We start from the raw sequence: 22,259 nt of genomic DNA, 5'->3' as shown, positions 1-22,259 counted from the left end.
ACCTTCTTTCTTGGATTAAGCGCTCGGTGATCCGACCGCTTCGGAACGGATCGCGTCGCCCATCTCGCGCGCGCGTTCCGCGCAGCGGTGGATCGCCTTGTTCATCGCTTCCTGGAAAGCGTAGCGGTCGAGCGTCTCGATCGCGGCCTGCGTCGTGCCGTTCGGAGACGTAACCTTACGGCGCAGTTCGCCGGGATTCTCGCCGGTAGACATGACCATCTCGGCGGCCCCTTTGACCGTCTGCGCCGTCAGCAGCTTGGCCGCTTCTTCGGTCAAGCCGAGCTCGACGCCGGCTTGGATCATCGCTTCCATGACGTAATAGACGTAGGCGGGACCGCTGCCCGATACGCCGTTAACGGCTTCGATCTGCGGCTCCTCCACGACGGAAGCGAGGCCGACGGCTTCGAACATGGCAATCGCGAAAGCGCGCTGGGACTCGTTCGCCGCGTCCGAGAAGCTGATGCCGGTCGCGCCGAGGCCGATCGTGCTCGACGTGTTCGGCATCGTGCGGGCGACCGGCTGCGCGTTGCCGAGCAGCTGATGAATCGTGTCGATCGATAAGCCAGCGATGACCGAGACGAGGAGCTGGTCCGGGCGGAGCAACGGCTTCAGCGCGCGGATCGCCTCCGCCGAATCCTTCGGCTTCATGCTGAGCAAGATGATGTCCGCCGTGCGAAGCGCGTCCTGCTTCGCGGCTTCTGTCGGAGCGGGGACGACGCCGTACGTCCGTTGCAATTCGTGCAGGCGGTCGGCGTTCTGGCGATTCATGACGGTAATATTGGAAGGGGCGGTCAAGTTGGCGGCTGTCATGCCTCGAAGCAACGCTTCGGCCATCGATCCGGCCCCGTAGAAGCATAGTTTCGCTTGGTTCGCGGTCTCGTTCATTTGTTCGTCGCTCCTATCCTCTGATTTGTCCGTTGCCGACGACCCGGTACTTCGTCGACGTCAATGCAGGCAAGCCCATTGGCCCGCGAGCGTGAAGCTTCTGCGTGCTGATGCCGATCTCCGCGCCGAATCCGAATTCGAAGCCGTCGGTGAATCGGGTGGAGGCATTATGGTAGACGGCGGCCGCGTCGACTTCCTGAAGGAAACGGTCGGCGTTCTCATGAATCTCGGTCACGATGCATTCGGAGTGTTTCGTTCCGTAGCGGGCGATGTGCGCGAGCGCGTCGTCTACATCTTTCACCACTTTGACGTTCAAAATGTAATCGTTGTATTCGGTGGCGAAATCTTGCTCCGTCGCCGGCGTCGCCCAAGGCGCGAAGGCGAGCGTCGCCTCGCAGCCACGCAACTCGACGTTCGCTTCGCGGAACGCTTCCGCGAGCTCCGAGAGATGACGGCCGGCGAACCGGTCGTGAACGAGCAGCGTCTCCATCGAATTACAGACGGAAGGTCGTTGGACTTTGGCGTTCAGGGCGATCGCCTTCGCCATGCCATAATCCGCGGATTCGTCGACGAACGTATGGCATACGCCGGCGCCGGTCTCGATGACGGGAACGGTGGCGTTCTGGACAACGTTTTGGATGAGGGAGGCGCCTCCGCGCGGGATGATGACGTCGAGCAAACCGTTAAGCTTCAGCATCTCGTCGACGGACGCCCGGCTCGAATCTTCGATCAATTGAACCGCGTCGGCCGGTACGGCCGAGCGGGAAAGCGCCTCGCGCACGACGGCGATGATCGCGCGGTTGGAGGAAAGCGCCGCCGAACCGCCGCGCAGGACGGCCGCGTTGCCGGATTTCAAACATAACGTCGCGGCGTCCACGGTAACGTTAGGGCGGGCTTCGTAGACGATGCCGATGACGCCGAGCGGCACGCGCCGTTTCTCGATGCGCAAGCCGTTAGGGCGTTCGAACGAATCGAGCATATCGCCGATCGGATCGGGCAGCTCGACGATTTGGCGGACCGCGTCGGAAATGTCTTGCAATCTGGCGGTCGTCAGCTTCAGTCGGTCGAGAAGGGAAGACGACGTCCCGTTGTCGCGACCGTGCGCAAGATCTTCCTCGTTAGCGGCGAGAATCGTTTGTTGTTCCGTCAGAAGGGCATCGGATACTAGTAGCAGCGCCTCGTTTTTCTGCGCCGTCGTTAACCGGTTCATAACGCCGGCCGCTTGTCGGGCCGCCGTCGCTTTGTTTATGACTTCACTCATGGGAGCTTGCCTCCTTGGCTAATGATGTCGCGACCCATTCGTCGCGGTGAATGACTTCCGCTCTCGGCACGTCCAGCCGCTTGAGCGTCTCTTCGCTGGACATGCCGGCGACCGCCGTCACTTGCCATGCGGAGAAGTGGGTGACGCCGCGCCCGAGAACGCGGCCGCCGGCGTTGACGACTTCGACGACGTCGCCCGGATGGAAGTCGCCTTCCGCCAGACGGACGCCGGCGGGGAGCAAGCTTCTTCCCCGGCTCAGAAGGGCTTCTTCCGCTCCGTCGTCGACGACGAGCCGCCCTTGCGGCACGGAGAGGAATCCGACCCAATGCTTCTTCGCCGACAGGGCGGAAGAAGAAGAAGCGAAGTAAGTGCCTTTGCCCGTTCCGGAGAAGGCGGCGGCCAAGTCTCCCGACTCGGCGACCCTGCCGACGAAGAGGGGGACGCCTCCGCGCATCGCGATGCGGGCGGCTTCGATCTTCGAGCGCATGCCGCCGGTGCCGACGGCAGAGCCCGCGCCGCCGGCCATCCGGTACAGCTCGTCGGAAAGCACCTCGACGCGTTCGATGCGGACGGCGTCCGGCGTCTTGCGCGGATCGCCGGTGTATACGCCGTCCATATCCGTCAGGATATACAGGCCGTCGGCCTTGACGAGCGTCGCGACGAGAGCGGACAAGCCGTCGTTCTCGCCGAATTTGATTTCGTCCACGGCGACGGTGTCGTTCTCGTTGATGATCGGCACGGCTCGCTGCTTCAGCAATTCCTCGATCGTGCGCGTCGCGTTCTGCGACCGGCCGCGGTTGCTGAAATCGGGTCGAGTCAGCAGAATTTGAGCGGCGGTGATGCCGCTCGCGTTGAACGCTTCCTGGTAGGCCTGCATGAGCAGCGCCTGGCCGACGGCCGCGGCCGCTTGCTTCTCGTGCACGAGCTTCGGTCTTGAAGCGTAACCGAGCTGTCTGAAGCCCGCAGCGATCGCCCCGGAGGTGACGAGCAGCACTTGGTGGCCCGCCGCGTGCAAAGACGCGATTTCGTCCGCGTAAAAACGAACCTGATTGCGATTCAAGCCGCCTTCTTCAGCCGTCAGAGAGCTGCTGCCGATTTTAACGACGATACGTTTTCCCATTGCGATCCATCCCTTCTAAAGCCAATAAAAAAAAACTCCCGTCCCCTTGTAAAGGACGAAAGTCTGATCTTCCGCGGTGCCACCTTCATTGACGGGGCGGGCATATGGCTATGCCGGCATCCGTCCGCTCATGGTCCTGATAACAGCAGGAACTGTCCGGCTCTTCGCCGTCCGCTCGGGGATGGGGGAGGCGGGGGACAAGACGAATTCTCGCAGCCTAGGAATTCGTTCTCTGATCTCGTCCGGGTCCGCTTCGGTTCCCGTCGTAGCGTTCATATTATTTCCTATTCAATAAAGAATACCACGCGGCATAAGGGTTGTAAAGGAACGAACGACTTGTTCACATGGCGATCGCTTGCGGAAATGGAACCTCATAGAGAGTTCAACATAAGCATTAGCGTTGTCAAAGTCTCCTTTGGACGCGGACGCTGAAGGCGTTTTTTCGTTTAACGTTCGCGATCCAGTTACTTCCTCCGGCGAATTAACTCCCAGCAGAGAGCCCCGTTCGCCCGCTAGTTACTTCACCAGACGCATTAACTCCTTGCAGTCGTGTCGGTTGAGTCGACTGATGCGGTTAAACGCTTTTTTGACCGTTTAGTCTCCTTCAAGCCATTTACGTAAGTCGATTGGGGACATTAACCGCTTTTTTGACCTATAACCGTCACTTGAATGTCGTTTCTTCAACGATAACGTTCATTTTGACAGTAGTATTTCACAAGATGTCGGTATAGTGTTTTCGTAGGCGATATCCCGAACACTTTTGCAGGCACCCGCTCACGATTCCGCGTTTACTTGAACAGGTTAAGACGGCCGATTCTGGCCGCGACTTCGCGAAGCCGATCTTCGGTCGTGAGCAGGCCGAGACGAACGTATCCTTCGCCGTTCGCGCCGAAGCCCGTCCCCGGGGCGACGACGACGTCCGCTTCTTCGAGAAGGAGGTTAGCGAACGACATCGACGTATAACCTTCGGGTACCGGGAGCCAACAGAAGAAGGAGCCGGCAGGCTTGTCGGCTTTCCAGCCGATTTCCTCCAGCGCTCCGTAGAGCGCGTTTCTACGGCTTTCATAAGTCGCGACCAGATCTCGAACGGACTGCTGGGAACCGGACAACGCTTCCGCGGCCGCCTCTTGAATGCCGCCGAACAGGCTGCAATACATGTGATCCTGAATAAGGTTGATCATCTCGACGATCTGCGCGTTGCCGATCGCGAACCCGACGCGCCAGCCGGCCATGTTGTACGTCTTGGACAGCGTGTAGAATTCGACGCCGACTTCCTTCGCTCCCGGCGTCTCGAGGAAACTGACCGGGCGCTTCCCGTCGAAGCCGATCGCGCCGTACGCGAAATCGCTGGCGACGACGATATGGTTCCGGCGGGCGAACGCGACCGTTTCTTCGTAGAAAGCGGGCGTCGCGATGGCCGACGTCGGATTGTTCGGGTAGTTGAGGAACATCAGCTTCGCCTTGTCGACCGCTTCGGCCGGCAATGCCTCGTAATCGGGAAGGAACGCGTTCTCGGCTCGCAGCGGCATGAACGACATCTCCGCTCCCGCGAGAGCGACGCCGGACCAATAGTCGGGATAGCCGGGATCGGGTACGAGGCAGACGTCGCCCGGATTCAACAAGCATTGGCTGATCTCGATTAGTCCGGCCTTTCCGCCGAACAAGACGGCCACTTCCGTCGCGGGATCGAGGTCGACGCCGTAATCTTCCTTATATCTCTTGGCGACGGCTTCCTTAAGAAAGGGGAAGCCCCTGAACGGCGGATATTTGTGGTATTGCGGCTTGTCTGCGGCAGCTTTCAGGCTATCCACGACGTTGGACGGCGTCGGCAGATCGGGATTGCCTTGGCCGAGGTTGATAACGTCGCGGCCGGTCGCTGCGCGCGCGTTCGCTTTAGCGACGAGCGCCGCGAAAAATTGTTCCGGTAATACTTGCAACCGCTGGGCGGGAGTTATCTGTATGGACATGCGAATCGGTCACTCTCCGTATGGCTGAAATAGGATAGGATGAATGTAGCATAACGCGGCGGCGAGGGCAACGATTGACGGCGGCTTCGCGCAACATTTCCGGTCGGGGAAGTCGGAGATTCGCGAGTGCTAACTTCGACTGTTGCCGACGAGGGGACGATGCAGTAGGATGGAGAATAAATAGGTATGTAATCGTAGGAGTGATACGACATGACAACGCCGCTGCGTCTCGCGTTGGTTCAAATGAATATTATCGCCGGAGATCCGGAAGCGAATTTCGCAGCGATGGAAGCAAAGCTGGAAGAAGCGGCGGCGCTCGTGCCGAAGCCGGACTTGATCGCTCTTCCGGAAATGTGGAATACGGGATACGCGCTGACCGATATTCAGAAGCTAGCCGATCCGGACGGCGATCGGACGAAAGCGACGATTTCCGCCTTCTGCGGAAAGCACGGGATCAACGTGCTAGCAGGCTCGATCGCGCAGCTTCGGGGTTCCGCGGTCACGAACACGGTGCACGTGTTCGACCGCTCGGGCAAGGTCGTTGCCGAATATAGCAAAATCCATTTGTTCCAGCTTATGAACGAGCACCTTCACTTGGAAGCGGGCGCCGAGACGGGCCGCTTCGAGCTGGACGGAGTGCCGGCGGGCACGATGATCTGCTACGACATCCGGTTCCCGGAGCTTGCCCGTTCCCTGGCGCTCGGAGGCGCGAGAATCGTGTTCGTGCCCGCGGAATGGCCGCATCCGAGATTACACCACTGGCGTACGCTGTTACAGGCGCGCGCGATCGAGAATCAAATGTACGTCGTCTCCATCAACACGGTCGGGGAGAGCGGCGGCGCCAGCTTTTTCGGACACTCCATGGTTATCGACCCATGGGGAGAAGTGATCGCCGAAGCTCCGGAGGAGGAGACGATCCTCGTCGCGGACATCGACCTGTCGCTCGTCGAAGAAGTGCGCGGCCGCATCCCGGTCTTCGCGGACCGTAAGCCGGCGCTATACGATTTGTAATCGATCGATGAACCGGGCATTCGCGCCGGTTCATTTTTTTATTCCTTCGGACATGATGCGGAATTGAACGGAGGGGGTGATATCGACTTGCTGCATAACGGGGCGCGCCTTTAGCTTTTTCCATAACGCCGGGTGGAAGGCCATGAGATCGCGTCCGATTCCGAGAGCATCGCAATTCGAAGTGCGAAGAAGATTAACGATCTCTTTGCAATCCTCGGTCAGCGCCTCGGTCATTTTCCGTTCGACCGAATCTTTGAATTGAGTCGGATTCTTTATGTTATTGGAGCTGTAGGCAACTATCGACCCCTCCATCTTCATTCGTACGGACACTTTGAGCGTGCCGTCGGAGCCTACGGTTAACCGCTTCCTGGTCGTGTATTTACGAACGTTCACTGTAACGGAATCGATTTTGCCGGAGATGAAAAGATTGCGCGTAAAATAAAACCGTTTCGAATGCTGCTTCAACATCATCATCAACAGCGGCGCTTGATGTTCGGGCACGAACCGGCCGGTAAACATATTGGCGTGAAACAGCGCGGTTCCAAGGATACGCGCTTTTTTTTCTTCGGCGTTCCATTCCATGTAGGGTAACGTCAAATCGTGCCCTTCGTCGTGGAGGAGCGGAAACAGGTTGTTGATGTTCGTCTTTGGAATAACGAGCGATTTTTCGGCGCTTTGGACCGTATGAAGCAATGATCTTCCCGCCATATTTCCGCTAAGCGTAGCCACGCGATAAAAATCGGTCGCGTTTCCGCGGGCGATGACGACTTTCGAGGCGGACGGATTTTTGGCTACGCGATACGCGAATTCGAGAAGGTCCTCCAGCTTGACCTGCTTGACCGTCCGGTCGCCGAATACAAGCACGTTAAGCTTGGCGAATCCAAGGTGATCCGGTACCTGCTGCTCGACTTTCTGAAAAATTTCTCCTATCGAACTTCCTTGCGAATCGTAAAATTCGTTCGTTTCCGTCTTGTTTTCCGTAGCCCCGTAGAGGCTCCGGATCGCTATCGTACCTTTAAGTTGCGACTTGTCGATCCGATCGAAGGAGGCGAAGGAGACGATCCGCAAATTTTTGAGCGACGAGGAAGTGCATGCCGGCGCTGACAACGCGACGAGGAGAATCAGGACAAAGCGGCACCGTTTCACGGGGACATTGGCCTCCTTGCTTGATATGAAAGAGCGAGCGGAACCATGACTAGCAACAAGACGCCGAGCATGCTTGCGTATTCCCATCCTCCCCAAATGGCGAGCGATTCGATTTTTTCGCGATCATCCCCCCAATACAACGAGAATAAGATCAGGATCGAGGCAACCGAGAGCAGCGAGTAAGACGGATTCAGGTTCGGCCAAAGCTTTCTCAGGCAGAGCAAGGTCGAGAACGTGTAATTCGCGTTGATCATGTACGATTTAATCAGCCAGACGGCGAGGAAAACAAAATCGATTCTTTCCATCAAGATCAGTTTGATCCCCCGGTAAAAATACAAAACGGGCTCGGGAATATCGTCCAGCCCATCGGTGTTGAAGAACATCAGGCAGGTAAGGAAGGCTATAATGTAAATGGCCGTCAGAAATAACGTAAATCCGACGAGAGGCTTGACGGCTGATTTAGGACCGCCGGCAATCGCGGGCGAGATAACGACGAGAAGCTCGATACCCGCAAAAGACAATTGGGAATAGAACAAGGCCCGGAGAACGGATTGGCATGAGGGATCGATTGGTAATAAATAGCGATAATCCAAAGGAGACAAATTCAGCAAGGTTAAGCAAAGAAGAATGGGGATTTCAGGGCTCATGAGCACGCTTAAGCGGGCAAGGGGCAATAGCGGAGCTCCGGCCATCAAGAACAACGCGACTCCGTCTATCGCGGCGATCCACCAAAATTCGGCGTCGGGGTATATCCACTGAATGACGATATTCGTGCTGATCACGATGCCGATGATCGTGCGAAAGCCGCTATGCAACGCGAATAGGGCGGACATCAGCTTGACGGTCCATCGTTTGATTTTACCGGACGGAAGATGGAAGAGATCGTAATCCGGAAATCGTTCCAGCAATCTGGCGGCAATCAGGATAAAGGCGCAGGAAAGCAATCCCGCAAGCAAGATCGGAATCCAGCCGGAAGTACCCGCATGCCTGTTTATATCGTAAGGCATTGTCAAAACGCCGATTCCGATTTGCGTCTGGAAGAGGAAAAACGCGGCCTGTACCGGGGTGATTTTGGCGGCAAGCGGATGCTGCATGGCGTTACCTCCCGAATGTCTGGCGAATTCGTTCCGCTACCGATTGGAATAGTCTGTTCTGGATGATGAACGTTCGGACGAATCCTTCGTTGCCGGAAGGCGAAAGGGGAAATAAATAGGGCATGCCGAACGTCTGCAGCCTGCACAAGTGCAACAGCGCGATCGTCAATACAGTCATCATGCCGGGCAACCCGTACAACTCTGCGCTTAGCGTAAACAAAAGCGTCAATAGGCGGGAAGTGTTTTGGATCTCGTAACTGGTCGCCGTATAGGATGCGATCGCGGTAAGCGCGATAATGACGATCATCGTCGTCGATACGAGATGCGCGTTGACGACTTCGGTTCCGATGACCAAACCTCCGACGATGCCGATCGTTTGGGCGATTCGAGTCGGCAGCCTGATGCTTGCTTCCCGCAGCAATTCGAGGATGAGTACCATAAACAAGGCTTCGGCGACGCCTCCGTACGGAATAAGCTCGATAGAAGACTGCAATGAAAAGATCAGATCCTCGGGCAATATTTCGAAATGATATTGAATCACCGATATGTATAAGCCGGGAAGAATCATCGAGAAGATAAATCCGAACAGACGCAGACCGAAGTACAGGCTGCCGTACCACCAGCGCGTGTTGTAATCGTCCGGAGATTGGAAAAAGGCGAAGAAATTGACGGGAACGACGATGGCCGAAGGGCTTCCGTCGACGAGAACGACGCAACGTCCTTGTTTCAAGTAGAAGTTAACCCGGTCAGGCCTTTCGGTTTTCATCGCGAGAGGGAAAACGGAAAACGAATCTCCTTCGATTTCGCTCAAGAGGTCACCGTGAGAATGAATGCGATTTTGGTCAATGCCCTCGATTTTGCGCGTAACGGCGTTCACCGCTTCGGGCTCGGCGCTGCCCTCGATATGGAGCAAAAGAACTTGCTTACGGGTTTTGCCGACGAAAAATTGGCGCAACACCAGTCTTTCGTTCTGATGCCGTTCGCGAATGAGAAGCATGTTCGTATCCAGATCTTCGACGAAGCCTTCGTGCGAGCCCCGGATGACGACTTCGTTCGAAGGCTCGGCTACCGATCTCGTTTGGCTAGCTTTCACTTGGAAGCTATAAGCGCGCTCTTGCTGTTCGATCAACATAACGCAGCTTCCTTGAAGCAGCTCTCGAACGATTTCTTCCGGAACGGCAACCGTTTTGATACCGAGAAGGGGAATGCGCTCCATGATTTCGGCGAGCGGCGGATGTTCGTTCAGAAGAGGCCTTAAAATCAGGCGCTCGATTTTCTCCTTATCGACTAACGATTGTATGTATACCAGACTGCAAGCGCTGCCGGAAACCGTGAATTCCCGGTGCGTGAAATCTTCCGAACGATGAAGAAGCTCGGAGAGATGCTTAAGCTTGCTTTGAAGTCGATCGGGGGCGGTTGTTCGATGCGCCATGACGTCCTCCGTTCTCGCTCGGCGAATAACTCTAGGCTGACACGGAGCACGTCATAATATGCGCACTAAATGGAAAAGTCGAATTGCCATCCGATTACTTGCTAATATGCAACAGCGTATTCCGGAACGTCTCGATGAACGCTTCCGCCGCGTTGGATAAGTAACGGCCCTTGCGGTGGGCGATGACGAGCGTCCGCGTCGGACGGCCTTCGAGCGTCAAGTAGGTCGGAGCGGGGCCTTGCCAATCGTTGCGCGTCATCATCTTGGGGAGGAAGGCGATGCCCATGCCCGCTGCGACGAGCGATTGCACCGTCTCGATGTTGCCGCTCTCGAAGACGACGCGGGGGTCGAAGCCCGCGGTTCGGCAGATGTCGTGCGCGATGGCGCGGAAGCCTTGTCCTTTTTTCAGCAGGATGAACGGCTCGTCGCGCAGTCGCTCCACGGCGATGTCGGCCATGCCGCGTTCCGCTGACAGCGGATGTTCGGAAGGCACCGCCAGGCACACTTCCTCGTCCATCAGCGGCATGTATGCCAGCGACGGTTCGATCAGCGGAAGCGTCAGCAGGCTGACGTCCGTGCCGCCGCTCGCCGTCAGTTGCTCCAGCTTCCTTGTCGATTCTTCGATCAGCACGATCTCGATGTCCGGATACGCTTCCCTGAAAGCGGGGAGGACGTGCGGCAAAATATGGGCGCCGGTCATCGGCAAGCTGCCGACGACGAGACGCCCCTTGCGCATGTCCGCGATGTCTTCCATCTCCCGGCGCAATTGGTCCGCCATGTCGACGATCTGCTGCGCCTTGTCCACGAACACGGAACCCGCGTAAGTCAGCTCGACGGAATTCGTGCTTCTCTTGAATAAGAGCACGCCGAGTTCCTTCTCGAGCTTGGACAGTTGCTGGCTCAGAGACGGTTGGGCGATGTGGAGCTTCTCCGCGGCGCGGGAGAAGTTCCTTTCGGCCGCGATCTGTATCGCGTAAATGAGTTGGCGGATTTCCATGCGTCGGGCACATCCTCTTCATAGACTGGAACTATTAACCTTATAGATATTATATCTTGGAACAATGAAAGATGAAATGTTATGATAGGAACAAGTTAGAGATGACCTTATCGAGGTGAACCGAGACATGAGTAAATTGACAATGTTCGAGAAAATTTGGAACAACCACGAAATCGTATCCGAGCAAGGCAAACCTAGCATTCTGTACATCGACTTGCACCTCGTCCACGAGGTTACTTCCCCGCAAGCGTTCGAGGGCTTGCGACTGTCCGGCCGCAAAGTGCGCCGTCCGGAACTGACTTTCGCGACGATGGACCACAACGTCCCGACGAAAGACCGCTTCAACATCTCCGATCCGATCTCCAAGCAACAAGTCGACACGTTGACGACGAACTGCCAAGAGTTCGGCGTGAAGCTGTATGACCTGAACACGATCGACCAAGGCGTCGTTCACGTGATGGGGCCGGAGCTCGGCTTGACCCATCCGGGCAAAACGATCGTTTGCGGCGATAGCCACACGTCCACGCATGGCGCGTTCGGCGCTCTGGCGTTCGGTATCGGCACGAGCGAAGTCGAGCACGTTCTCGCGACGCAATGCTTGCAGCAATCGAAAGCCAAAACGATGGTCATCCGCTTCAACGGCAAACGCCAACCGGGCATTACGGCGAAGGACATGATCCTCGGCCTGATCGCCCAATACGGCACGGACTTCGGTACGGGCTACGTTATGGAGTACACGGGCGAAGCGATCCGCTCCCTGACGATGGAAGAGCGCATGACCGTGTGCAACATGTCGATCGAAGCGGGCGCGCGCGCCGGCCTCATCGCTCCGGACGAAACGACGTTCGAATACTTGCGCGGTCGCGAATACGCGCCGCAAGGCACCGCTTTCGAAGCTGCCGTGGCGCAATGGAAAGCGCTCGTATCGGACGAAGGCGCCACGTACGACGCGGTTCTCGACTTCGACGTCGACTCCTTGATCCCGCAAGTCACTTGGGGCACGAGCCCTGGCATGGGCACGGGCATCACTTCCGCCGTTCCGGTACCGGAAGAGCTTCCTACGGAGAACGAACGCAAAGCGGCGATGAGCGCCCTGGAATACATGGCTCTGAAACCGGGCACGCCGATGACCGATATCGAGATCGATTACGTCTTTATCGGCTCTTGCACGAACGGCCGGATCGAAGACTTGAGAGCGGCCGCTTCCGTGGCCCGCGGCCACAAAGTCAGCTCCAAAGTGACGGCGATCGTCGTGCCGGGCTCCGGCCGCGTCAAGCTTCAAGCGGAAAAAGAAGGCTTGGACAAAATTTTCGTCGAAGCGGGCTTCGAATGGCGCGAAGCGGGCTGCAGCATGTGCCTCGCGATGAACCCCGACGTCCTGAAGCCGGGCCAACGTTGCGCGTCGACGTCCAACCGGAACTTCGAAGGCCGTCAAGGCCGCGGCGGACGCACGCATCTGGTGTCGCCGGAGATGGCTGCGGCGGCGGCGGTCCAAGGCCGTTTCGTCGACGTTCGCACGTGGGATTTCAAAGCCGAAGTGACGGCGTAACAGGGAGGATCAACCAATATGCAAGCATTTACGACGCTTAACGGATTAGTCGCCCCGGTCGACCGGGTTAACGTAGATACCGACGCTATCATTCCTAAGCAATTCCTCAAAAGAATCGAGAGAAGCGGCTTCGGCCAGTTCCTGTTCTTCGAATGGAGATGGGACGAACAAGGTAACGTCATTCCCGAGTTCAACTTGAACAAGCCGCGTTACCAAGGCGCTTCCGTCTTGATTTCCCGCGCCAACTTCGGCTGCGGCTCGTCCCGCGAGCATGCGCCGTGGGCGATCATGGACTACGGCTTCCGTTGCATCATCGCGCCGTCGTTCGCGGACATTTTCTACAACAACTGCTTCAAGAACGGCATTCTGCCGATCAAGCTGAGCGAAGAACAAGTCGACGACCTGTTCAAGCGCACCGAAGCGCAAGAAGGCTACAAGCTGAACGTCGATCTCGAGAACAAAGTCATTACGAGCGAAGACGGCTTGAACATTCCGTTCGAGCTCGACGAGCACCGCCGCCAGTTCCTGCTTCAAGGTCTCGACGATATCGGCCTGACTTTGAAACACGAAGCTTCCATTAGCGCATACGAAGCGAAACGCGCCGCGGCCGCCAACGCTTAATCGCAAAATCGCTAAACCAAAAAGACCTTTTGTCCCCGATTCGGCAGATTCCGGGGCAAAGGGTCTTTTTTTCCTCTTTTACGCAACTTTTCATCCGGGCGGACGTCTAATGATTCGTGGACAAACCGACGCATTCCTACATCATCCGTCAACGTTCGCATATCCCATCCGACATCGAGGTGAAGCATGAGAAAGTGGATCGTCTTGTTGTTCGTCACCGCCGGCATGCTGCTCCTGAGCGCTGGAATCGCCAACGCCGCGAAGGCGGAAACGAAATTGGTACCCCAGCTCGTCTTGGACGGCAAAGCCTTGCTTCCGCCGATGCCGCCGACCTTCGAAGGGCAATCGATATTGATTCCGGCCCGGGTCGCGATCGAGAATCTCGGCTACAAGGTGGACTACGACAATAAGAAAAAACAGGTAACGGTAACGAGCGGCACCCAGACGTTGATCATGACGGTCGACAAGAAAACCGCCTATCTCGATAACGCGCCCCTGCAGATGGACGTCGCCCCTAAGCTTTATACGCAAAACTCCATTACTTACACGTTTATTCCTCTCCGATTCCTGACGCAGTCGTTCGGATTCGACGTTTATTGGGATAACGTAGCCAAAACGGCATTCATATATACGAACGGCGGCACGGCCGAGAACCCGGGCAACGCCGGGAACAACGGCAATACCGGCAACACCGGAAACACGGGCAACAACGGAAACGGGGAAACCGCCGGATCCGATACCGAACCTCCCGACGGCGGCCTGATCGGCGTCGTCGACCCTTCGGAAGAAGCCGGTGGCGATGACCCTGCCTCGCCGCCCGTCATTACCGGCAATCTTCATTCCGTTAGATACGAGCCGGACGTCATCATCTTGAACTACGACGGTCTAATCGCGCCTACGGTAACGACGTTGGACAATCCGAAGCGCCTCGTGTTCGATTTCCCGAACGTGCAATACGCGGGCGACTTCGCTCCTGCGGTCGATTTCGCGGGAGGGTTCCAAGGCAAGATCGACGTAGCGGACCATCTCGCTCTGACCGCCGTCCGTTACTCCTTGTTCGGGGACAAGCTCATGGCGCCTCGCCTCGTCCTGGATCTGAAGCAAACGTGGGACTACGAGCTCGTCAACGATCCATCGGCCGGCGAGCTTCGCGTGAACTTGAAGCAGCCGACGCCGGACAAATCCAAGTTTACCGTCGTTCTCGACGCGGGACACGGAGGCAAAGACCCCGGCGCTACCAGTTTAAGCAAGAGAACGGAAAAAGAATTCAACTTGTCCCTTGCACTAAAAGTTCAGTCGATACTGGCGGCCGACGAGCGGATCAACATCGTCATGACACGCACGGGAGATACGTATCCGACGCTCGCGGACCGTTATAACCTGGCGAATTCCAATCAAGCGGATTTGTTCGTCTCCGTTCACGCCAATAGCTACACCGCCGCGACGAACGGAACCGAAACGTATTACACCCGCGACGAGAGCCGCGCTTTCGCCGAATTGATGCATTCCGTATTCGCTCCGGCCACGGGGCTGAAGGACAACGGCGTGCGCCAGAAGAGTCTCGCGGTGACGCGGGAAACGAAGATGCCGGCCATCCTGCTCGAAGTGGGTTATCTGTCGAGCAAGATCGACGAGCCGCAGATGTGGAACGACGAGTTCCAGAATCGGGTCGCGGCGGCGATCGCCCAAGGCATCAAAATGCAATTGAAACTTTATTGATCATGGACTAGCGATCCGGCTCCTTATGGGGCCGGTATGCTTGTATAAGGGAGAGGGGATCACTCAGAATGAACAATCGCGCATCGAAATGGGCGGCGGGAGCATTGGCCGCCACGATCGTCGCTTCGGGTCTCGGCTTCGCGGCGCCTTACGCGAACGCGGCTTCGCCGTTCAAGGACGTCGTCGTCGGCCATTGGGCGGAGAAGCATATTACGAAGCTGGCTTTGCAAGGCATATTGAAAGGCAGCACGACCGGACAATTCAATCCGAACAATGCCGTCAGCAGGCAAGAAGCCATTATTATAGCCATTCGGTTCATGGGCATCGAGGACGAGGTCAAGAAAACGGACGTTATCGTGCTGCCGAGCGCGCTCGTCGTGAAAGACGACTACAAGCCATACATACAGCTAGCGTTGCAAAAAGGTCTCTTGAACCGGGATGAAGAAATCGCGCTCGCGACCAAAGAGAAAGGCAAGGAGTGGGGCAAAAGCGCGGCGACCCGCGAATGGTTCACCCGCTTGCTCGTCCGTTCGATCGGCAAAGACGCGGAAGCGAAAGCAGCCGCTTCCCAAGCGACTTCCTTCGTCGACGATTCTTCGATCGACGCTCTTCTGAAAGGCTACGTGAACGTCGGCGTCGCCGCCGGCCTGATCAACGGCGTGTCTTCGGTGAACGCGGCCGGCGCGACCGTCACGAAATTCGACCCTGCCGCCGCGCTCACTCGCGCGACCGCTTCCACGCTGTTCAGCCGCGCGGAAGCGAAGCTTGCCGTCGCTTATTCCGGTCAAGTGACGGGCACGCTCATGTCCGCTTCGCCCGACAAGCTGACGCTGCTGTTCCAGAACGGCACGTCCAAAGATTTCGCGATCAACGCTTCGACGCCGCTGTACCGTTACGATACCGACAAGCCTTCGTCCGTATCGGCGTTGAAGCTTTATGGAGAGGTGACCGTCATTACGGCTGCGGACGACAGTGTCGGCTACGTCGAGCAAACGAACGACACGCCGAAAGTCGTCACGCACGAAGGCACGCTAACGCGAGTATCACCTACATTGAATCGCATTACTTTGCTCGAGGGCGAAGATTCCGTGTACTATTTCTACGATCCGGCCAACAAACCGACCGTCGCCGATGCGGCCGGCCAAGCGATCGCGCTGGACGCGCTGCCGGCGAACGTTCCCGTGAAAGTAGTCGTGGACGCGTTCAGGGCACCGGCGGACCGGAAGATTCTGTCGATCACCGTCAAGCAATCTGTCGCGAACAAGACGGGTACGGGCACCGTCGTCTCGTGGGACGCGGTTAGCCGCGCGCTTCAAGTGAAAGACGACGCGTCCACGACGACCGAAAGCTACACGCTTAGCGCCAACGCGACGATCAAGAAGGACGGCATCAACGTCGCTCCGGAAGATTTGAAAGCGGGCGATACGATCACTTACGACGTGAAGACCGGTTCGATCGCGAGCGTCGTTATCGTGAAGTCGCAATTCGCGACGAAGTCCGGTCTGTTCTCGTCGCTCGACAAGACGACGAAGACGATTCAGTATACGATCGCGGGCAAGCTGAACGCGGAATACTTGACCGACAACGCCGTCGTCAAAATCGACGGCTACGCCGACGCGACGTTGGACGATCTGAACAAGGACGACGCCGTGACGTTGACATTCAACGACGCGGGCAAAGTGTCCATAATCGCGGTAACCGGACGTTCCGTTCAACCGTTGAACGGCGCTTCGATCTCGAGTTACGTCGCCGATGCCAAGACGCTCATCGTCTATGACGCCGCCGGCAAAAAGTACAATTTGGACGTCACCGCGACGACGAGGTTCGACTTGAACGGCACGAAGCTGACGGTCGATCAAGCGTTGCCGTACCTGTCTTCCAAAGGCAAGAAAATCAACGTCGGCATCAGCGGCACGAACGCGGTGTACGTCTCGATCATCGCGAAGTACGCCGGTACGGTTACCGAGAACAATGCGACCGCGAAGACGCTTAAGCTGACCCTCGACAACGGGAGCTCGATCACGATCTCGTACGGCGCTCCGATCGTCGATATTTACGGCGTAAGCGGAGAGACGATCGCGGACGTCAAAGCGGGCGATATCGTTACCGTCCTGCTGAACGGCATGCAGGATCAAGCGTCGTCGGTGCTCGTGCAGAAGAACGCCCAATTCGAATACGTGTCCGCGGACGCGACGACGGGCAAGCTTCGGGCGAAGAAGGCCGACGGCACCGTCGAAGAATGGACGATCGGTTCCGGCGCGACGCTGCAGGACGAGAACGGCGCGGCGACGACGCTTGCCGGCCTGAATTCGGCGAACCTGCTTAACGTGACGTTCTCCGGCAGCGCGCCGATCAAGGTGAAAGCCGTGACGGTCGCTTACGGCCGCGTCGCTTCGGTGAATACGGCGGGCGCGACGATCGACCTGGCGCTTCCTTCCGGCGCGACGGTCACGAAATCGGTCGGCGCGACGCCGCTCGTCTTGAAGAACAACGTCGTGCAAAGCTCGCTAGCCGCCGTGTCTCCGGACGACCGCGTCGAAATCCGCAAGGACGAGAACGACCGCGTCGTCATCCAGATCGTAACCGCGCTTCGCAAGCAATTCTGGTATTACGAGAGCTCGTCCCGGACGCTGAACGTGCTGCACGAGCTGACGGATCCGGATTACGCGTTCACGCTTCATCCGCAAGCTTATATCCATCTAGGCACGACCGTGCTGACGATGGCCGATATCAAGAGGGAAGACGCGATCTCGCTCTACCTGCTTCGCGGCAAAATCGTCGAAGTGGCGAAGTAACGAATATCATGCGATAGAAGAGAGGCAGCCGGGCGGAACGTCGCCCGGCTGCCTTTTTCCCGTTAACCGCCCTTATTGCCGCCTCTTCGATCTTCCGGTAAACTTGTAGAAAGAGTAAGGGTTAACGAAGGAGACCATAATGAACGCCGCAACGTTAAGGCTAGTGCTCGATCAGATCGCCGGGATGTTCCCGGACGCGAGATGCGAGTTGAACCACCGCAATCCGTTCGAGCTGACGATAGCCGTCCTGCTATCCGCGCAGTGCACGGACGAGACCGTCAACAAAGTGACGGCGACGTTATTCGAGAAATACCGGGAACCGCAAGATTACTTGAACGTGCCTTTGGAAGAGCTCGAGAACGATATTCGCAGAATCGGTTTGTTCCGCAACAAGGCGTCGAATATCCAGAAATTGTGCAGGCTCGTCATCGACAAGCACGGCGGGGAAATTCCCCGCAAGCACGAAGAGCTGACCGAATTGCCAGGCGTCGGCCGAAAGACGGCTAACGTGGTCGTCTCCAACGCTTTCGACGTGCCCGCGATCGCGGTCGATACGCACGTAGAAAGAGTATCGAAGCGGTTCGGCGTCTGCAAGCCCGACGATTCGGTGCTCGAGGTGGAGAAGAAGCTGATGAAGAAAGTGCCTCGGGACGAATGGACGATCACGCATCATCGGCTGATCTTCTTCGGACGGTATCATTGCAAGGCGCAAAATCCGCGTTGCGACGTCTGTCCGGTGCTCGAGCACTGCAAGGAAGGCAAATCCCGCCTGAAGGCGGGATTGAAGAAAAGGAGCGTCACCAAGTGAGCCATACCGACTATCTTGCTCCCGAAGCGATAGCGCCATTATCCGATGAGCTTATTTCCTCTATATCCGGTTTGAACGCCATGTCCGAACGGGCGAAGGAACAGGGAGACGCCGTTCAGGCGGACAAATTCGCCGAGCTGTCCGCGAAGCTCGCGGGCGGTAAGCTGACGGTCGCGTTTTGCGGGCATTTCTCCGCCGGCAAGTCTACGCTCGTTAACGCGATATGCGGCGCGCAATTGCTGCCGTCTTCCCCGATCCCGACGAGCGCGAACGTCGTGACGGTATTTAACGGCGAGCCGTCCGCGCAGACGGTATTCAGGGACGCGGACGGCAACGTGCGAGATGCCCGGCACATCGCGGTAGAGGATTTGCACCGGTACGCCGCGGACGGAGAGGGCGTCACGTCGATCCGGGTGTCGTTTCCGATACCGCTGCTCGGAGACCGGATGGCGATCGTCGATACGCCGGGCGTCGATTCGACGGACGGCGCGCATCGCGCCGCGACGGAGTCCGCGCTTCACTTGGCGGACGTCGTCTTCTTCGTGACGGACTACAACCACGTGCAATCGGAAGTGAACTTCCGGTTTATGCGCAGCATGGCGCGTTGGGGCAAGCCGACGTACCTGATCGTGAACATGATCGATAAGCACCGGGAAGAGCAGCTGCCGTTCGCGGCGTTCCGCGAAAGCTTGAATCAGGCGCTAGCCAACTGGGATATCGCCCCCGCGGGCACGTTATTCCTATCGCTCAGGGAGCCGGATCATCCGCTGTCCCAATGGTCTTCGTTACTGCGCCTCATGAAGGATCTTCAGCCGCTGGCCGCGCCGCTCATGCTCGCGAGCGCGGACCGTTCGGCGAGACACTTGGCCGAGCAATTCCGGGAAACGCTGCACGAACGGCATGCAGAAGAGAGGGACAAGTGGCTGGAGGCGCTCGGAGACGACGGGGAACCGGAAGCCCGAGCAGCTCTTCGCGCGGAATTGGAACGCGAGCTGTCGGAGGCGGATGACGCCGAGGATATGCGGCGTAACCGGCTGCGAACGGAGCTGGATAAGCTGCTCGGCAGCGCGAATCTGACGCCGGCGGAGACGCGGGAGAAAGCAAGGGAAGCGCTCGTCGCGATGCAACCGGGCTTTAAGGTCGGTTGGCTCGCGGGCGCGGCGAAGACGGAAGCGGAACGCGCGACGCGCCTGGAGAGGCTCGCCGCCGACTTCAACCGGCAAGTCGAAGCGAACGTCACCGGCCACGCGAAGGAGCTGCTGAGGAAAGCGGCGGCCGAAGGGGGCTCCGCGATGTCGGGAGAACGGATGGAAGCGTCGCTGGACGCCTTGTTCCGCCCCGTCGCGCCGGACTGGCTGAAGTCGCTCGTGAAACCCGGCGCGGGCGCCGACGGGCAAGCGACGCTGAATTATTCTGCGGAGATCAGCGCCGAGCTGAAGGCGATGTACCGCAAAGCCGCCGTCTCGTGGGCGGAAGAAGCGGCGAAGGGCGACGAGGCGCAGCGGAAGGAAATCGCCGGGAATCTGCGCGGCGAACTCGCGAAGCTCTCGGAGCGGGACCGCGCCGCGGATGAGCTGGAGAAGCTCGAAGCGGAGGAGCGCGGCGAAGAGAGCCGCTTGCTCGCGCTGCTTCCCGGCGAGGCGAACGACGCTAACCGCGTGGCCATGCCGTCAGTCGGCGAGGTGACGGCGGAGGCTCTCGCGACGGCGGAAGCGGCGGCGTCCGCCGTCGCGCGGCACGAAGGCGCAGCGCCTCAAGCGAACGGCGACGCCGGCGAGGAAACGGCGATGCCGAGCGAGTCGCCCGGATCGCCGGCCGGAGCCGCGGAGAGGCTGTCGCAAGCGGCGGAGCTGCTGTCGGGCATTCCGGCGCTGCGTTCGATCGCGGACGGCTTGAAGGCGAAGGCGGAGCGGTTCCGCAACCGCAGCTTCACGATCGCGTTGTTCGGCGCCTTCAGCGCCGGCAAGTCGTCGTTCGCGAACGCGCTCGTCGGCAAGCCGGCGCTGCCGGTGTCGCCGAATCCGACGACGGCGACGATCAACCGGATCGTCGCGCCTACGGCCGATCGTCCCGACGGGACGGCGCTCGTCTCGATGAAGACGCCGGAAGCGTTCGCGGACGACATACGCCACTCGCTGAAGCGGATCGGCATCGGCAAGGAAAAGCTCGAAGCGGCTGGCGACGACGTGAAGACGCTGCTGTCGTTGAAGAACGCCGTCTCCGCCGGCGACCTCCATCCGAGAGGCAGGCCGCATCTCGCCTTCCTGAACGCGGCGGAGGAAGGCTGGGAGGCTTACGGACCGAAGCTAGGCGAGAAGCTCGTCGTCGGGCGCGAGGACTATCGGCGGTTCGCGGCGGAAGAGAAAGCTTCGTGCTTCGTCTCGGACATCGACCTGCACGTCGATTCGCCGCTGACGAGAAGCGGCGCCGTGCTCGTCGATACGCCCGGAGCGGATTCGATCAACGCGCGCCATACCGGCGTCGCGTTCCAATATATCAAGAACGCGGACGCCGTCTTGTTCGTGACGTATTACAACCATGCCTTTACCGAGGCAGACCGCGAATTCCTCAACCAGCTCGGCAGCGTCAAGGACGTGTTCGAGCTCGACAAGATGTTCTTCGTCATCAACGCGGCCGACTTGGCGACTTCCGAAGCCGAACTCAACGACGTGAGAGAGCACGTCTCCGGCCAGTTGCTCAAGCACGGCATCCGCAAGCCGCGGCTGTTCGCCGTATCCAGCCGCGACGGCTTAGAGGCGAAGCTGGCGCGCAGCGCGGATCGGTTGGCCGCTTCCGGCATCGCGCCTTTCGAGGCGGCATTCAAGTCGTTTTCCGAGGAGGAGCTCGGCGGCTTGGCGCTCGCTTCGGCGAACAAGGAGCTGGAGCGCGTCGACAAGCTGCTGGAAGGCTGGCTGCAGTCCGCGAACGAGGACGCGGCGACGAGAGAGGCGAAAGCCCTCAAACTTGCCGCGCAAGCGGAGCAATGGCGCACGGACGGCGCCAAGGCTGTGCCTCCGGCCGCCGCGCAGCCTCTCGAGCAAGAGATCGGCGAACAGCTCTATCATTTGCGTCAGAGGCTCAAATTCCGGTTCAAGGAACATTTCCAGCTGGCCTTCCATCCGTCCGTGCTACAGGACGACGGAAGGGACCTGAAGAAGCTGCTTCAGGCCTGCGGGGACGACTTGAAACGATCGCTTGGGGAAGACCTGCTGCAGGAGCTGAGGGCGGCAGGTTTGCGCCTGGAAGGCACGACGCACCATCTCGCCGTCCAAGCGCTCGAAGCGTTGCCGGGCTTGGCGAGCATGGCGAAGGAAGGCTTCCAGCCGGAATCGGCCGAACGGGCGGCGCTGGAGCTTCCGCTGCCGGAGCCGTTCTCCCGCGGTCCCGCGCTGGAGGCGAAGCAACTGTGGGCGGCGTTCCGCTCGCCGAAGCATTTCTTCGAGAAGGAAGGGGCGACGGGTCTTCGCGAGGAACTGAACGGGAAGCTGTTCGGCGTGCTCGACGAACAGTTGGATGCCCTTCGGGAACAGTGGAACTCGGAGGCAGGAAACGCGCTTCGCCAAGCGGTCGAAAGATCGGCGGCCGCATGGTCCGACCAACTATCGGCGTTCGCGCTCAGTGTCAGCGAATCGCTGCTACGTCCGGGCGAAGAAACAATGTTGTCGAATTTGCGGGAACGTTGGCGGAACATTATCCAATAAACAACGAAATCGGCTTTCTCCCTTCGTTAAGGCGACGGGAGGAGGCTTTTTCTTGCGTTGGCTATCTTTTCCTTGGTTTAACGGCTGAACAAAGGGATATTCGGTACGATTCGCGACGATTTACGAGAATACGGGTGCATGGGGTCGCTGAAC

Annotated in this window: 15 protein-coding genes; 7 read left to right on the top strand and 8 right to left on the bottom strand. The window is 58.5% G+C overall.

Annotated features, from left to right (window positions below):
- Positions 1–15: 15 nt before the first annotated feature.
- The 4 genes from proC to ACFPPD_RS03200 all read right to left on the bottom strand — a co-directional run bounded on the left by proC (position 16) and on the right by ACFPPD_RS03200 (position 5,233).
- On the bottom strand, positions 16–885 hold the full coding sequence (gene proC / locus ACFPPD_RS03215; RefSeq protein ID WP_209743061.1) for a pyrroline-5-carboxylate reductase: 870 nt from the start codon (positions 883–885) through the stop codon (positions 16–18).
- Positions 886–898: 13 nt separating this feature from the next.
- Positions 899–2,146, bottom strand: coding sequence for a glutamate-5-semialdehyde dehydrogenase (locus ACFPPD_RS03210; protein ID WP_209743059.1), 1,248 nt, complete (start codon positions 2,144–2,146; stop codon positions 899–901).
- The gene (proB, locus tag ACFPPD_RS03205) at positions 2,139–3,266 is read right to left on the bottom strand and encodes a glutamate 5-kinase (protein WP_209743057.1); all 1,128 of its coding nucleotides are present in this window, start codon (positions 3,264–3,266) and stop codon (positions 2,139–2,141) included. Before proB ends, ACFPPD_RS03210 begins: the two co-directional genes overlap by 8 nt.
- Before the next feature lie 788 nt (positions 3,267–4,054).
- Positions 4,055–5,233, bottom strand: coding sequence for a pyridoxal phosphate-dependent aminotransferase (locus ACFPPD_RS03200; protein ID WP_209743055.1), 1,179 nt, complete (start codon positions 5,231–5,233; stop codon positions 4,055–4,057).
- A 210-nt stretch (positions 5,234–5,443) separates the two neighbouring features.
- On the opposite strand from ACFPPD_RS03200, the gene ACFPPD_RS03195 reads away from it, so the two are divergent.
- The gene (locus ACFPPD_RS03195) at positions 5,444–6,244 is read left to right on the top strand and encodes a carbon-nitrogen family hydrolase (RefSeq protein WP_209743053.1); all 801 of its coding nucleotides are present in this window, start codon (positions 5,444–5,446) and stop codon (positions 6,242–6,244) included.
- Between the two features lie 30 nt (positions 6,245–6,274).
- Here the strand turns inward: ACFPPD_RS03195 and ACFPPD_RS03190 are convergent, their stop codons facing one another.
- From ACFPPD_RS03190 to ACFPPD_RS03175, 4 genes are all read right to left on the bottom strand, one after another.
- Positions 6,275–7,390: a Ger(x)C family spore germination protein gene (locus ACFPPD_RS03190; protein ID WP_209743051.1), complete on the bottom strand. Its 1,116-nt coding sequence runs from the start codon at positions 7,388–7,390 to the stop codon at positions 6,275–6,277.
- Positions 7,387–8,484 carry a GerAB/ArcD/ProY family transporter gene (locus ACFPPD_RS03185; RefSeq protein WP_209743049.1) on the bottom strand — a complete coding sequence of 366 codons (1,098 nt, stop codon included), beginning with the start codon at positions 8,482–8,484 and terminating at the stop codon, positions 7,387–7,389. Before ACFPPD_RS03185 ends, ACFPPD_RS03190 begins: the two co-directional genes overlap by 4 nt.
- A gap of 4 nt (positions 8,485–8,488) precedes the next feature.
- Entirely contained in the window at positions 8,489–9,916 is a 1,428-nt protein-coding gene (locus ACFPPD_RS03180; protein WP_209743047.1) for a spore germination protein, read from the bottom strand.
- 94 nt (positions 9,917–10,010) lie between these two features.
- Complete coding sequence (locus tag ACFPPD_RS03175; RefSeq protein WP_209743045.1) at positions 10,011–10,913, bottom strand: LysR family transcriptional regulator; 903 nt, start codon at positions 10,911–10,913, stop codon at positions 10,011–10,013.
- A gap of 127 nt (positions 10,914–11,040) precedes the next feature.
- Here ACFPPD_RS03175 and leuC point away from each other — a divergent pair, with 127 nt between their 5' ends.
- From leuC to ACFPPD_RS03145, 6 genes are all read left to right on the top strand, one after another.
- A complete protein-coding gene (leuC, locus tag ACFPPD_RS03170) occupies positions 11,041–12,462 on the top strand; it encodes a 3-isopropylmalate dehydratase large subunit (RefSeq protein WP_209743043.1) in 1,422 nt (473 codons plus the stop codon).
- 18 nt (positions 12,463–12,480) lie between these two features.
- A complete protein-coding gene (leuD, locus tag ACFPPD_RS03165) occupies positions 12,481–13,083 on the top strand; it encodes a 3-isopropylmalate dehydratase small subunit (protein WP_209743041.1) in 603 nt (200 codons plus the stop codon).
- A gap of 186 nt (positions 13,084–13,269) precedes the next feature.
- The gene (locus ACFPPD_RS03160; RefSeq protein WP_209743039.1) at positions 13,270–14,802 is read left to right on the top strand and encodes an N-acetylmuramoyl-L-alanine amidase; all 1,533 of its coding nucleotides are present in this window, start codon (positions 13,270–13,272) and stop codon (positions 14,800–14,802) included.
- A 68-nt stretch (positions 14,803–14,870) separates the two neighbouring features.
- Complete coding sequence (locus ACFPPD_RS03155) at positions 14,871–17,597, top strand: S-layer homology domain-containing protein (protein WP_209743037.1); 2,727 nt, start codon at positions 14,871–14,873, stop codon at positions 17,595–17,597.
- Positions 17,598–17,736: 139 nt separating this feature from the next.
- Entirely contained in the window at positions 17,737–18,405 is a 669-nt protein-coding gene (gene nth / locus ACFPPD_RS03150) for an endonuclease III (RefSeq protein WP_209743034.1), read from the top strand.
- Positions 18,402–22,106 (top strand): dynamin family protein, encoded by a 3,705-nt coding sequence (locus tag ACFPPD_RS03145; protein WP_209743032.1) that lies wholly within the window; start codon positions 18,402–18,404, stop codon positions 22,104–22,106. The genes nth and ACFPPD_RS03145 overlap by 4 nt, the downstream gene beginning before the upstream one ends.
- The last annotated feature ends 153 nt before the right edge of the window (positions 22,107–22,259 follow it).

Origin of the sequence: Cohnella suwonensis, assembly GCF_042655365.1 — a bacterium.
GTDB classification, from domain to species: Bacteria; Bacillota; Bacilli; order Paenibacillales; family Paenibacillaceae; genus Cohnella; species Cohnella suwonensis.
The sequence above is the reverse complement of the archived record's forward strand: the minus strand, read 5'-3'. Positions and strand labels throughout refer to the sequence as shown.

Bases quoted from the DNA above. Each gene is read 5' to 3' on its own strand.
- proC (WP_209743061.1), bottom strand. From the start codon at position 885: ATGAACGAGACCGCGAACCAAGCGAAACTATGCTTCTACGGGGCCGGA.
- ACFPPD_RS03210 (WP_209743059.1), bottom strand. From the start codon at position 2,146: ATGAGTGAAGTCATAAACAAAGCGACGGCGGCCCGACAAGCGGCCGGC.
- proB (WP_209743057.1), bottom strand. From the start codon at position 3,266: ATGGGAAAACGTATCGTCGTTAAAATCGGCAGCAGCTCTCTGACGGCT.
- ACFPPD_RS03200 (WP_209743055.1), bottom strand. From the start codon at position 5,233: ATGTCCATACAGATAACTCCCGCCCAGCGGTTGCAAGTATTACCGGAA.
- ACFPPD_RS03195 (WP_209743053.1), top strand. From the start codon at position 5,444: ATGACAACGCCGCTGCGTCTCGCGTTGGTTCAAATGAATATTATCGCC.
- ACFPPD_RS03185 (WP_209743049.1), bottom strand. From the start codon at position 8,484: ATGCAGCATCCGCTTGCCGCCAAAATCACCCCGGTACAGGCCGCGTTT.
- ACFPPD_RS03180 (WP_209743047.1), bottom strand. From the start codon at position 9,916: ATGGCGCATCGAACAACCGCCCCCGATCGACTTCAAAGCAAGCTTAAG.
- ACFPPD_RS03175 (WP_209743045.1), bottom strand. From the start codon at position 10,913: ATGGAAATCCGCCAACTCATTTACGCGATACAGATCGCGGCCGAAAGG.
- leuC (WP_209743043.1), top strand. From the start codon at position 11,041: ATGAGTAAATTGACAATGTTCGAGAAAATTTGGAACAACCACGAAATC.
- leuD (WP_209743041.1), top strand. From the start codon at position 12,481: ATGCAAGCATTTACGACGCTTAACGGATTAGTCGCCCCGGTCGACCGG.
- ACFPPD_RS03160 (WP_209743039.1), top strand. From the start codon at position 13,270: ATGAGAAAGTGGATCGTCTTGTTGTTCGTCACCGCCGGCATGCTGCTC.
- ACFPPD_RS03155 (WP_209743037.1), top strand. From the start codon at position 14,871: ATGAACAATCGCGCATCGAAATGGGCGGCGGGAGCATTGGCCGCCACG.
- nth (WP_209743034.1), top strand. From the start codon at position 17,737: ATGAACGCCGCAACGTTAAGGCTAGTGCTCGATCAGATCGCCGGGATG.